The organism is Methyloceanibacter sp., from assembly GCF_050728395.1.
Lineage (GTDB): Bacteria > Pseudomonadota > Alphaproteobacteria > Rhizobiales > Methyloligellaceae > Methyloceanibacter.
Genome location: NZ_JBOHJB010000038.1, coordinates 1 through 13219, shown reverse-complemented (window position 1 = coordinate 13219; position 13219 = coordinate 1). Strand labels below are relative to the sequence as shown.

Annotated in this window: 8 protein-coding genes; 6 read left to right on the top strand and 2 right to left on the bottom strand. The window is 61.5% G+C overall.

The genetic code is table 11. The features are described 5' to 3' along the window. Nucleotides 1-92: 92 nt before the first annotated feature. Entirely contained in the window at nucleotides 93-4322 is a 4230-nt protein-coding gene (locus ACREC7_RS08720; protein ID WP_431555292.1) for an autotransporter domain-containing protein, read from the bottom strand. Nucleotides 4323-4567: 245 nt separating this feature from the next. Further along, on the bottom strand, nucleotides 4568-5044 hold the full coding sequence (locus tag ACREC7_RS08715; protein ID WP_431555291.1) for a PepSY-like domain-containing protein: 477 nt from the start codon (nucleotides 5042-5044) through the stop codon (nucleotides 4568-4570). 403 nt (nucleotides 5045-5447) lie between these two features. Here ACREC7_RS08715 and ACREC7_RS08710 point away from each other — a divergent pair, with 403 nt between their 5' ends. The 6 genes from ACREC7_RS08710 to ACREC7_RS08685 all read left to right on the top strand — a co-directional run. After that, nucleotides 5448-6938 (top strand): porin, encoded by a 1491-nt coding sequence (locus tag ACREC7_RS08710; protein ID WP_431555290.1) that lies wholly within the window; start codon nucleotides 5448-5450, stop codon nucleotides 6936-6938. A 540-nt stretch (nucleotides 6939-7478) separates the two neighbouring features. Continuing rightward, nucleotides 7479-8318: a hypothetical protein gene (locus ACREC7_RS08705; RefSeq protein WP_431555289.1), complete on the top strand. Its 840-nt coding sequence runs from the start codon at nucleotides 7479-7481 to the stop codon at nucleotides 8316-8318. A gap of 199 nt (nucleotides 8319-8517) precedes the next feature. Continuing rightward, on the top strand, nucleotides 8518-9243 hold the full coding sequence (locus ACREC7_RS08700) for a hypothetical protein (RefSeq protein WP_431555288.1): 726 nt from the start codon (nucleotides 8518-8520) through the stop codon (nucleotides 9241-9243). A gap of 187 nt (nucleotides 9244-9430) precedes the next feature. Then, nucleotides 9431-12544: an efflux RND transporter permease subunit gene (locus ACREC7_RS08695; RefSeq protein WP_431555287.1), complete on the top strand. Its 3114-nt coding sequence runs from the start codon at nucleotides 9431-9433 to the stop codon at nucleotides 12542-12544. After that, on the top strand, nucleotides 12541-13023 hold the full coding sequence (locus ACREC7_RS08690; protein ID WP_431555286.1) for a hypothetical protein: 483 nt from the start codon (nucleotides 12541-12543) through the stop codon (nucleotides 13021-13023). The genes ACREC7_RS08695 and ACREC7_RS08690 overlap by 4 nt, the downstream gene beginning before the upstream one ends. Before the next feature lie 23 nt (nucleotides 13024-13046). Continuing rightward, nucleotides 13047-13219 (top strand): efflux RND transporter permease subunit (locus tag ACREC7_RS08685; RefSeq protein ID WP_431555301.1); only part of this gene is annotated, 173 nt, incomplete at its 3' end.

Sequence of the window (13219 nt, the reverse complement as noted above, 5' to 3'; positions counted from 1 at the left end):
TCTTTTTGCGGGAAGATGCCGTCTTGGCCGGAGGCGTCAACGCGTAACCTCTGAGAATGCGGACGCGAGGGCTGCGGGAGAAATTTAGCCCGTTACCACTTGTAGCGCACGCCGACCTGTCCGCCTACGCCGTCGATATCGTCGCCAAAGGTGACATCGACCTTGCCGAAGCCCGAGGCGCCGGCGCCGATATTGAACAGATTGATGCCGGCGCTCACCTCGCCCCAAGTATCTTGGAAATTGTCGGCCAGGCTGAATTGGGTGCCTGAGCTCAAGAGCGTGGCGTTGTTGCTATCCTCGAATTCGTGCCAGATGCTGCCGATCAAAAACGGTTCGACCGTCATCTGGCCGGCCTTGACGCTCGCGCCGAGGCGGAGCCCGAGACGCCCGCGCACGCTGGTGCCGTCGTCGAAGTTCACTTTGTTGCCGCCTTGCGTGAAGTTGTCGATCTCGCTGTCGACGACGCCGATCGTTGCCAGAGGCTCGAAGAACATGCCTGGGCCGAAGCCGCCGAAGCGATAGCCGGAATCGAGCCTCACGCCGAAATTCTGGGCGTCGAGCGATCCGGCGAAGCCGACCGTGTTCTTGGGATCGAGGCCGACGAAATCGGCCTTGAACAGCGTGTCGAGGAACAGCCCGCCATTGAGATAGGTGGCATAGGCACCGACCTGGCCGCCAGTGAGGTCGAAGCTCTGGGCGAGCCGATCGTAGTCGAGCTCCGACACGACGAAGCCGCCGAGCATGCCGAAGATCAACGCATCGCCAGGGCCGAGCACATCGCGCGTGCCAAAATCGACGCCGGCCTGGAAGTCTCCGGTGCGCTGATCGCGATTGAGATGTGCCGTCGTCGGCCCGAAGCTCGAGAAGTTGACGCTCGCGTCTCGGCTCAGCTCGCCGAAGGATCCGCGGGCCCAGAGCCCGGGATAGATGTTCTGATAGCCGGGCGCTGGCGCTGCTTCGTCGAGCTTGGATCCCGTCGGCGCCAACGCGGCCATTCCAGGCGCGCCATAGAGCGCCATGCGAAGGTCGGCGGTCCGGTCGAACCAGGTATCGGAGGTCGAATGCCAGAGTTCCTGCATCGCCGTGGTGAGCTGCGGCAGCACGAAGGCATTTTGTCCGATGGCGCTTCTAAGTGCGAATGTGTTGGGATCGCCAGGTTCGAAGACGAGGTCGTAGCGGAAGAAGCCGGCATCGACCGGGCCGCCCTTGAGGACGAAGTCCTTGGGCCCGACCGACCCCGTCACCTCGACGACCGGAATGCCGGTCCTGTTGAAGGCACCCGCGCCGCCCGCGTTGTTCACACTGACCCTGGTCTTGCCGTCGACATCGCCGTCGATCACCAGAAGGTCGGCCTTGGAGCCGGGACCGCCGAGCTTGGCGTCGACTGCCAACTGGCTGCCCGAAAGCGCAATAAAGGCGACGCCGCTCGGAGGATCGATCGTGAACACGTCGCGCGGGTTGCCGTCGACCATGCTGATCAGTCCGGCGTTTGCGAACACCTCGAGATTGACGAAAGACGTCTCGCCGAGTGCATGCACCACGCCGCTGTTGCTGAACACGTCTTCGCCGTCGCCGAAATCGCTTTCGCCGCGCGCCTCGAAGGTTCCGGAGTTGTCGAAGCTGTCATCCTCCTCGGTCAGATCGACGCGGCCGGTGATCAGGCCCTCGTTGACGATCTCCGTCGCGCCGCCTTCGGTATCGATGGCAAGCCCCGAGACGGCCGAAATCGATCCGGTGTTGACGATGGTGATGTCGCTGTCGCCGTCGGTCGCCGCATAGATGCCGGCAAAGGTATCGCCATACGCGCTCTCGTTGCCGCCGGTCAGGTTGCCGGTATTGACGATCGTGATCGGACTATCGGGGCCGTCGGTGACGGCATAAATGCCGTTATAGGCGGCAACCACCGTCCCGCTTGTATAGATGTTGATCGGGCTGCGCGCGCTTGGGAAATTTTGACCCGTGTGCGCGTAAATGCCGGTCTCGCCGGCTACGATGTCGCCGTAGTTTCTGATGGTGACCGGGCTGTCGTCGCCTTGGGCATAGGCGCTCGTATTGCCGGAGATGCCGTCGATGCCGGCGTCCAGGTTCCCGCGGTTGATGATGAAAATAGGGCTGTTGTCGCCGGAGGTCTCGGAATCGAGCGCCTCTTCGCCGGCGACGGTGTCGCCGAAATTGTAGAAGGTGATCGGACTGTTGGGCCCGTAGGTCACGGCATCGATATCGACGTAGTTCGCGTTGATGTGGCCGTAGTTCTTGACGAGGACGGGGCTGTTGCCGCCGCCGCCGCGGCAATTGGTATTGCGCAAGCCGGAGGTGCAGATCTCGATCCCGTCGTCGCCTGAATCGATGTCCCCATAGTTGATGACGGTGACCGGGCTGTAGGTCGGCCCGACCTTGAGATCGTCCGGCACGGGGTCGCTCGGCGGTATGGGAGGATCGGCGACACCGCCATAGGTGCGAATGTCGATGACCTCGCCATATTGCGTGGTGAGGTGCCCGCGGTTGATGACGGTGATGCCGCTGTGGCCGCCGACACTGACGGCGTACATGGCGTCATAGTCGCCGGCCGACTGGTCCGAGTAGGGGGGAGGCAGGGGCACGAAGGCGCCATAGACGTTGATGTCGCCTTGGTTGTGAATGGTGATCGGCGAGTTCGCTCCGGCGGTGAAGGCGTAGATGCCGTCGGCATAGCTCGGCGGGTTGGTTGGCTCGTTCAACGCGGCGACGATGTCGCCGTCATTGTCGATGGTGACGGGCGCGTTCGTCCCAAAGGCTTGGGCTTCGATGCCGAAATCGCCAGCGGTGATATCGCCCTCGTTGTCGATATGGATGCCGGCGTTGCTGCCGAAGCCGTTGGCGCTGCCATAGGTTCGAGCGAAAATGCCGCTGGAGCCAGCTTTGACGTCGCCCTCATTGTCGATGTCGATGCCGCTGTTGCTACCCGTGCCGTTGGCATCGCCGAAAGTTTGAGCGTAAATGCCGTCGCCGCCGCCCGTCGAGATATTGCCGGTATTGGAAACCGCGACGCCGCTGTCGCTGTTAGCTCCCTCGGCGCTGTAGAAGGTTTCGGCGTCGATGCCCTCGAAGCCTGCGGTGATATCGCCCTTATTATCGACGCTCACGGCGCTGCTGCTGAAGGCTCCATTGGCGTAGCCGCGACCGACAGCGAAAATGCCAATGCTGCTGGCATTGATAGCGCCGTCATTGTGGACCTCGATGCCGCTGGTACTGGAGACACCGTTGGCGTCGGTGTATGCCAAGGCCAAAATGCCGTATGTAGCAGCGATATCTCCGGAATTGGTGATGGCGATGCCCGTGTTGCTGTGGGCACCGTTGGCGCTCGAATAGAGCGATATGGCGTAGATACCGGCGTGGGCAGCGGTAAGTTTACCTGAGTTGGTGATGCTGACGCCGCTGTTGCTGTAAGCGCCATTGGCACTGCCATAGCTTGCGCCGTAAAGGCCATTATTGCCGGCGGTAATATCACCCGAGTTTTGGATACTGACACCCGAAGTGCTGTAAGCACCGTTGGCGCTGCCATTGGTTCGGGCATAAATGCCATGGACCCCGGAAGCGATGGCGCCGGAATTGTCGATGTCGATGCCGGCGTTGCTCCCGGCACCGTTGGCATCACCGAACGTCCCGGCGACGATCCCGGCGCGCTCTGCGGTGAGGTCGCCGGAATTGTCGATGTCGATACCGGTGTTGCTGTAGGCGCCGTTGGCGCTGCCGAGGGTTGCGGTGTAGATCGCGCCGGCATTCACCGTACCGTTGGAGACGATGTCACCCGAGTTGGTGATGTCGATGCCGGCGTTGCTGTAGGCACCGTTGGCGTCGCCGGAGGTCGTGGCGAAAATGCCTTTCTCGCCGGCGGTGATGTCGCCGACATTCTCGATGGTGATGAAACCGTTGTTGCCGGTGGTGCTGGTGTCGATGCCGTCATCGGACGCGGTGAGGACGCCGCTGTTGTAGAGAGTGATGTAGTTGGCGTTGCCGTCGGTATGGAGATTGATGGCGTCGCCGGCATTGTTGGTGATGTCAAAGACGTTGATGCAGGTGATCGGCGCCACATTGGTGTTGATGGCGATCGGTCCACCAGGAGGCTGCGGGCAGTTGACGGCCGCGGCGGGAGTCGGCGCGAACAGCGTGCCGATGATGAGCGTCGAGGCGAGCGCCGTGCTGAAGAGAAGCGATGCGCGGTCGGCCTGGTTCAGTCGCGCGAGAAAATCAGGCCGCAACGTGCGGCGGCTGCGCGACGCCACCTTCCGCCCGGTGTAACGGCTGACGCTGCGAACCCTGCGGCCGCGAAAATAAAGGCGCATCCCTCTCCCCCGCCCAGCGCATACCCCCGCGCCGGGCGTCAGACTCGGCCCAAGGTGGATTTCACACCAAGCCGGACCTATCGGGGTAGTGCAGACGGGCCACAGCTAACCAAAATCGCGCAAGGCGCGCGGAAATCCCGAAATTCAACCGAATCTGCGGGCCGCAGCGACAGCCTAGGGAAAGCTTTGAGGGAATTCGCTTCGCCAAACCAAAGCCTTGAAAGTGTTGCGCCGCTTCGCGCGGTTCAGTCGGGCACTTCCTTGCCTTCCGGGTCATAGATGAGCTCGAGCGTCTTGCCCTTGTTCTTCAGACGAACTTCATAGGTGACTGCCGAATTGCGGGTGAGCCTTTCCGCCAAAGTGATGGGCCCTCTTGGGTATTTCTTGCCGATTGCGAGCCGCACCGGCTCGGGAAGGTCGCCGGCGGGGATGGCTTCCTCAACAACGATCACCGTCCCATCCTCATAATAGAGAATGTCTCGGTGGGTCTTGTTCTCGATGCTGGAGATCTCATATGCGACCTTGTCTTTTTCGACCTCCTTCGAGCAGTCGCGAATAGTCGCCTTGGGGTATGCCGTCTTGAAGGCGGCGGTCACCGCGGCCGGAACTTTACCGCATTTTATCGCCTGTTCCTCTTGGGCAAGCGCGAACGTGATCCCCGCTCCCCAGACGAGAAGCGCGCCCGCGAAAAGCAACACGCTGAATTTTAGAGTGTTCTTCATGGCAGGATCCTCACGAAAACCAGTCTCGATGCGATCCCCCGATCCCCGAATTTAGCACGACCGCGCCAATACCGCATGTCTCCTCTCGAATACGGTTGATCCACTGGCGGATTTTTGACCTCGGGTTCCGATTGGCCAGCGAACGTCCAACGCTCACTGCGCAATCCGAATTTGCTTGGGAATCGGCTCGAGCCTCGTGCCGAAAGGCATTTTTCCTGCCGAGTGGGGATTCTGGGTAACAAGCCGGCCCATTTTGGCAGGAGCAATCCCGCCAATATGGCTAATTTGCCAGTTCTAGTGTTTGATGCCTCACCCCCCGCGCGCCAGATGTGCGTAGTCGGCAGACGAGTATCAGTGGCGTGTGCGTGTGCCCAATGTTTGAAAGTCCTGGGGAACGAGCTGAATGGTGGTTGCCCGTCTGCACGAGCAGTTCTGGCATGCAGCCTTGGCGTGCGCCCTCGCCGCCATGGCCGTTTTCGTTCCCGAATTGGCATATGCTGCGGACGCCGACTGTTGCGGCGACCTCGAAGCCCGCATCGCCCAGCTCGAGGCGACTGTCGTCGGCAAGGGCAACCGCAAGGTCAATGTAGAGATGGCCGGCGCGGTGAGCCGCGCCATTCTCTCTTGGGACGACGGGCAGAACACCGATTCCTATGTCGTCACCAATGACGGCGAAGGTTCAAAGATCGAGATCACCGGCGAGGCCGAGCATTTCAATAGAGCCAATTGGTCGGCTGGCTTTCACATTGAGATCAATGTGCAGGGCGCGGGATCAGGAGACGTGAACCAATTCGACGACGACATTCCAAAAGAGCTGAAGATTGATGAAAGCCAGATTTGGATGCGGCACAGAAAGGCCGGTCAACTCACCTGGGGATTCGTCGGCGGCACTGGCGAGAATATCGAGGATCTGACCGAGGACGATCTCTCCGATACGGCAACCGCAGCTTATTCGGGGGTCGAGGATATCGGCGGCGGTTTTTTCCTGCGCCGGTCGAATTTGCGCGGCGTCCCCGGTCTCCTCCCAGTGGTTTGGGGCGATCTCATCGACCATTTGCCCGGGATCGACGGCAGCATCGTGCGCTACGACACGCCGCTCTACCACGGTTTCGAGGCGAATGCGACGTATGGCATGGACGATGAATGGCAGCTCGCGTTGAACTGGGTGAGCGAGCCTGAGGAGGACTCTGAAGAGAACCCCGAGCTTGCCGAGGCCGAACCCATGGAGAAGGACTCTGGCGCCTACCCGGCGCAGACCGGCCTGCTGAAGATCTTTCACATTTCCGGAACGGTCGGACTTTTCGATATTCGCGACGTTCCGGCGGACCAGGCAGCAGCGGAAGCGAACCTGCTCGCCACGGGCACCGCCTCCGAACCAAACAACCGAACGGTTGCGGGCTCGCTTTCGGTGCTGCACAAACCCTCAGGCATCAGCCTGACCGGCGCCGCGGCGCGCCGCAAATTCACGAGCTCGGTGCGATTCAATGACGATGAGGTGGGCCGGCCGAACGACTCCTGGTTCTATTATTTTAAGCTCGGCTGGCAACGCAATCTGAACCGGTTGGGCAAAACCGCCTTCTACGCTGAATATGGAAGTTTCAACCAGTTTCTCGGTCGCGACGCCGACGAGGAGGCAGTGTCGGCGCTGGCTGGTATCGATGAGGACGCGGTGTGTGCGAGCGCTCGCAGTGCCTGCCTCGTCTCGGGCAGCAACGCCACGATCTGGGGGCTCGGTGTCGTTCAATTCGTGAAGAGCGCCGAAATGCAGCTCTACACAGCCTATCGGCACTATGAACCGGATATCGACTTGAGTACCCGTCGGGGCGCCGGGGTTGGCGCGGTCCCGCTCGACCCGTTCCAGACGGTCATGACCGGCGCGATCGTCGATTTTTAACCCCCGCGCGGCCCGGGTGCCTCAGCCACCGGTCCAGAAACCTCTCTCCGGCTACCAAATGTTAAGCGCAACTTTCACCATTGTGTGAAATCGAACGGTCACGGCCCGGGCGTTCATAGATTTAAGCAACAACTCCTGGTATAGTGTCGCATTGGTAGCTGTTGGGGGCTGGGGCCCACATCCGACGGCTCCTGTCCTCTGTTCTCAGCGCGAGTTCCGCTGGGAGGTGTCGTCTTGTGAGTTGGCTTCTGAGTTCGAGCGACCCGCTCGCGGCGCTCGCAGGTTCTGTAAACGCAGCAGTTCCAGTCTCTGGCCTCCCGCCATATAGGCGTCCGGACCGATGTCGCTCAGGCTGCGCGCCCTCTCATAAAGCAGTTCGGGACCTTGGCTTCGAATCTCCGAGCCGAAGCTTCATCGACACAATTTCCTCAGACCCTCCTGACCTTCACCAAGTTACCAGCGGCGCCATGCGATGTTCGCGTGGGCGCGCGCGGACGTCTCACTCATTCGTAACAGGGAGAAATCCCGGGAGTGCGCCAAATGCGAAGCGATAAGACCCATGTTCTAGCCGGTGCGCCGATCATGGCGGTGCTCGCGGTTTTGGCCGTCGTCCCAACCGCCTCGGCAGCCCCATTGGCCCAGTTGTCGAAGGTGGAGAGTCCCGACGTCCCTGACGCCCAACCCATCGTGTTGGATGAGCGCGAAGCCAAACGTCTCGGTGTGCAGACCACGCCGGTGCGCGAGGAAAAGGTTCTGCGCCAGATGACGGTCATCGGCGAAGTTGAGGATGAGTCGGTGGCAAAGCCGTCCTCTGAACCGGGCGGCGATGCGGCTGCCTCCGGGCCTGTCCCGCAGCCGGCGCCGAACGGCCCGCAAAGCCAGGGAAGCCCATTGCGGGTGCTGGTTTTGCTCGACAAAAATCCGGATGACGACGACGACGACGACGCCGGCCAATATGACGACGAGGACGATGCGGAAATCTTGGCCCCGGGCGATTTCGACGAAGATGAGCCGCTCAGAGCAAAACGCATCGAGATCAGCGCCGGAGCCGGGTCGGCGGCGAACACGCTCTACTTCAAGATCCGCGGCGGGACGCAACATGGCCTTACACCCGGCCAGCGCGTCGGCGTCAAGCTCGCCGCGCCGGGGAGCGATGTTCCGAAGCGCGTCGTCCCCTACTCTGCGATCTTCTATGACCCGAGCGGCAATCCTTCGGTCTATGTAAGTCCGAAGCCGCTGGAATTCGTGAGGCAGCCCGTCACGGTTGAAGACATCAATCAAGGCATGGCAGTTTTGAGCGACGGCCCGCCAGCGGGCACCGAGGTGGTTACGGTGGGAGCGGCCGAGCTCGCCGGCGCTGACGCTCACGCCGGTCGTTAGAGGAGCTTTGCGAACTCCTTTTTCACGCTCGGTACTGTGACATTCAAGCCATAGTTGCCAAGAATCCGGCCCGGGATGCAATTCTGGGTGGTGATTGTCGTTCTTGATTTGGATAGTCCTGATTAACGTGTCGTAGTGCCGACGTTGCGTTGGGTGGGCAACACGCTTTCCTGGAAATCACGCTATGAAACGTTGGTACTTGCTGGCCTTCAGCGCCTCACTATTAGGGATGCCCGGTGCTGCTTTGGCCGACGTTTTCTCCGTCGATGAGCCCGAGGTCGAAAAGGGCGCGCAGGAGGTCGAGGTCAACGCCGCGGTTCAGAACGGCTTTCCGGTCAATGCCGATCCCATACGCTACAGCATGGAGCTCGAATACACCTACGGCGTGACCAAGTGGCTGAGCCTGTCCCCATTGGTTGATTTCGACAAGCCGGATGGCGACAACTTCCACGCGACGGTCGCCGGCATCGAGAGCGTGTGGTTCCCGGTCGAGGTTGGAAAGCTCCTGACACTTGCTTGGTTCAGCGAAGTCGAATGGGGCGTGCATCACGACGAGACCAACTCCGCGACCTTCGGCCCGATCATCCAATTCGGCCACGACAAGGCATCGCTGATCTTCAATACGTATTTGGAGAAAAGCTTTGGCCGAAACCACGAAGAGGGAACGGAATTTACCTACCAGTGGCAGGCCAAAGCCAGCGTGAGTGAGCGCCTTGCCCTCGGCATCGAGGGATTTGGTGTGGTACCGAATATCGCCGACTCGCCTGGCATCGATTTTCAGGAGCACAGGATCGGCCCGGTCATCTATTACGAAAAGGAGCTGTCGGACGAACGCACCTTCGCGATCGACGGCGGCGTTCTTTTCGGCCTCACCGAGGCCACGCCGAACGTGACCGGAAAGCTGAATGCGAGCTTGGCCTTCTGACGAAGCGCTGACGACGAGATCGTAGCCGATATCCCGCGACGAAACCTTCGGTAAAGCATCATTCGATTCAAACAACCTTAAGCAGCAATGCGCGCTTGCGTAGACGGGCGCGAGAGAACGTGGCATAGTCGCGGCGAAACTGTGGCATGCTTGTCGCCAAAATTTGGCAGTTTGGTTGAGGCCCGCGTTGCGTTCAATCGTTGAGTGGAGCCTGCGCACCAAGTCTCTGGTGCTCGGCGTGGCGTTGCTGGTTTTCGTGTTCGGGCTGCTGAAGCTCCGGGACGTCACCGTCGACGCCCTTCCAGAATTCTCCACACCCTATGTCGAAATCCAGACCGAGGCGCTTGGCTTGTCGGCCGAAGAGGCCGAGGGAATGCTCACCGTTGGGTTGGAGGCCGATCTCCTCAACGGCGTGCCCTGGCTGCAGAGCATCCAGTCTCAGACCATCGACGGGCTGTCCTCGATCCGGCTGAACTTCGAGCCGGGCACCGATCTGATGGCCGCGCGCCAGATGGTGCAGGAGCGGCTGACCCAGGCAAAGGCCCTGCCGAACGTTTCGCTGCCCCCGGTCATGCTGCCTCCGCTGTCGTCGACCAGCAAGGTCATGGCCATCGGGCTCATGTCCGACAAGCTCTCGACCGTGCAACTCTCGATCTTGGCGCGCTGGACGATAAGCCCAAGGCTGATGGGTGTGCCGGGCGTGGCCAATGTCTCGATTTGGGGCCTGCGCGACCGCGAGTTGCAGGTTCGGGTAAATCCCCAGCAGCTCAACATCCAGGGCGTCGCCCTCGAAGAGGTGGTCAATAGCGCGGGCGAGGCCTTGTGGGAGTCGCCATTGAGCTATCTGGAGGCCTCGACGCCGGGAACCGGCGGATGGATCGACACGCCGAATCAAAGACTCGGCGTCCGGCACGTTCTGCCGATTGTCACCGCCAGCGACCTTTCCAAGGTGACGTTCCAGGACAAGGCCGGCAACATGCGCAAATTGGGCGATGTCGCCGATGTCGTGGAGGGCCATCAGCCGCTGATCGGCGATGCAATCATCAATGGGCGCCCAGGGCTCCTGCTGGTGGTGGACAAGTTTCCCTGGGGTAACACGCTCGACGTGACGCGCGGCGTCGATGCCGCGCTTGCCTCGCTCAAGCCGGGTCTTCCGGGGGTAGAGGTCGACACGCATGTCTTCCGGCCGGCGACCTTCATCCAGACGGCGCTGACCAACCTCTCCTGGACGCTGCTCGCCGGCGGCGTGCTGATGATCGCCTTGCTCTTCGCCCTCCTTTATGAGTGGCGCGTGGCGGTGATCAGCCTTGTCGCGATTTCGCTATCGTTCGTCGCGACGCTGCTCGTGCTGTATCTGCTCGGAACGACGATGAACGTCATGGTCCTGGCGGGATTGGTGATCGCCTTGGCCGCCATCGTTGACGACGCCATCATCGACGTTGGGAAAATCGCGCAATATCTGCGCGAGCGGCGCGCGTCGGGAGACGTTCGGGCAACCGCTTCGATCATTCTTGAGGCCTCGCTGGAGGCACGCACGCCGATCATCTATGCGACGCTGATCGGCCTGCTCGCCATCATGCCGTTCTTGGTCATGGGCGGCCTCGCGGGATTGTTCTTCAAGCCTTTGGTACTGGCCTATTCGGTGGCGCTGCTGGCCTCGCTGGTGGTGGCCCTGACAGTGACCGCGGTGCTGAGCTCGATGCTACTCGATCAGCCACAAGAGCGGAGGCGATCACGCTTGGCCGATTGGCTCGGCGCCCGCCAAGAGGCCGCGGTTAGAAGCAGCATGAATCGCCAGGGCCTCGTCTATGGCGCTCTCGGCATCGTCACCGTGCTCGCCATTGTCGCGGCATGGCCGCTATTGAGCCGGTCGGCGTTGCCCGAGTTCAAGGAGCGTGACGTCCTGATCGATTGGTCGACCCGCCCCGGGACCTCGCTCGAAGAGATGAACCGCATCACCTCCCGCGCCAGCGACGAGCTGCGCGCCATCCCGGGCGTGATCAAGGTGTCAAGCTCGCTCGGTCGCGCGGTGACTTCCCGGACGATTCCGGGCCCTTATGAGGGGCAATTGTGGATCAGTCTCGATCCCAACGCCGACTACGCCCAGACCGTTGCACAGGTGCGCGACGTTACCAAGGGCTATGTGGGCGTGGTTCAAAACCATCAGACCTATTTGCAGGGCAGTGTCAGCAACAAGCTTGTCGAGCCGTCGGACCGGATGACCGTGCGTGTCTTTGGCGCCGAGGAGCCGGTCATTCGCGAGAAGGCGCTCGAAATCGCCAACGCCCTCAAGGGACAGCCCGGTGTGACCGCCGCGGTTGTGGCGCCGCGCGTGGAGGCGCCGGCCATCGAGATCGAAACCGATCTCGCCAAGGCGGAACAGCATGGGCTGAGGCCCGGAGACGTTCGCCGCGCCGCGTCCACGCTTCTCGGCCGCATCCTGGTCGGCAGCCTGTTCCAGGACCAGAAAGTCTTCAGCGTTGTCGTGTGGGGCAAGCCGGACATCCGCCAAAGTCTCACCGATGTCAGCGAACTTCTGATCGATGCGCCGGACGGCAGTAGCGTGCGATTGGGCGATGTCGCATCCGTGCGCATCAAACCGGCCGAACTCGTGATCAACCGCGACGCGGTTTCCCGTTACGTCGATGTGAACGTGACCGTTGACGATCGCAATTTGCGCTCGGTGCGATCGGAAATCGAAAATGCGATCCAGCAAGTGAAGATGCCCGAGGAATATCATGCCGAAATGGTAGAGGAAGGCGGAGGCTGGGTCGGCGGAAAGTGGCGCCTGCTCGGCCCAATCATCGCCGCAGCCGCTCTTATTCTCCTGTTCTTGCAGGCCGCGTTGTCGAGCTGGCGGTTGGCCTTTCTCGTCTTCGCCACCCTGCCGGCGGCGCTCGCCGGCGGCATCCTGGTCGCCGCTCTCGGCGGCAGCGTCATGTCTTTCGCGGCGTTGATGGGCCTGCTCGCGGTCTTCACCTTCTCGGTGCGCAACGACATCGCGCTCATTCGTCATGCCCAGTCCCTCGCGGCAAGAGAACCAACAGAGGCCAAGGGGACGCTGATGCTGCGCGGAGCCCGCGACCTCGCTTTGCCGATTGCCGCATCCGCATTGGTGACGGCGGCCGCACTTCTCCCCTTCGCTTTGGCTGGAAACGTCGCCGGATTGGAGCTCTTGCATTCGCTGGCCGCCGTCATTTTAGGCGGCCTGGTCAGCGCGACATTGTTCACCCTTCTCGTCCTTCCGGCGATCTGCGCAAGCATCAATTACAGCGCCGAGCCTGATCCGCTCCCTGAATGAACATGCAGCGCCGCAACAAACTCGCAATCGCCGTCTCGCTGGTCGTGGCCGGATTTCTAATGCTGCCGGTGCATGGCCTCGCCGCGGAAGACGAAGAAGAGGGCGGTGGCGACGAGGCCGTGCAGGTCGAGGATACGCCCGGCACCGACGCAAAGACCCTGACTTTCACCGAAGAGGCGCTCGCCCATCTCGATGTCCAAACCGAGCCGGTCCGCGAGCTCCAAGTCACGCGTCTGGGAGAATCCGCAGGACCTCGGCTGGCCATCCCGCATTCGGCGATGACCTACGACGCCCACGGTCACCCTTGGGTCTATGTGAAGGGAGCCACGGACAGCTTTCTGCGCAAATCCGTCGAAATCGATTTCATGGACGGAGACTACATCTATCTCACGCGCGGGCTCGAGGCCGGCGAGGAAGTCGTCACGGTCGGAGTTCCTGAGATGCAAGGCGCCGAGTTCGGCGTCGGCGAAGGCGAGTGATGGGTGGCGGAGGGGCCTAAGCCATGATCCGCGCGATCATCGCAGCAAGCATGCGTTTCCGCTGGATCGTCGTGGCCACGGCGCTTTGCCTGATGGTCGCCGGCCTGACCCAGCTCTATCACATGCCGGTCGACGTTTTTCCCGAGTTCGCTCCCCCCTTGGTCGAGATCCAGACGCCGAGCTCCGGGTTGTTCCC

Coding starts and splice junctions, on each gene's coding strand:
- ACREC7_RS08690 (WP_431555286.1), top strand. CDS start 12,541: ATGAACATGCAGCGCCGCAACAAACTCGCAATCGCCGTCTCGCTGGTC.
- ACREC7_RS08705 (WP_431555289.1), top strand. CDS start 7,479: ATGCGAAGCGATAAGACCCATGTTCTAGCCGGTGCGCCGATCATGGCG.
- ACREC7_RS08720 (WP_431555292.1), bottom strand. CDS start 4,322: ATGCGCCTTTATTTTCGCGGCCGCAGGGTTCGCAGCGTCAGCCGTTAC.
- ACREC7_RS08715 (WP_431555291.1), bottom strand. CDS start 5,044: ATGAAGAACACTCTAAAATTCAGCGTGTTGCTTTTCGCGGGCGCGCTT.
- ACREC7_RS08710 (WP_431555290.1), top strand. CDS start 5,448: ATGGTGGTTGCCCGTCTGCACGAGCAGTTCTGGCATGCAGCCTTGGCG.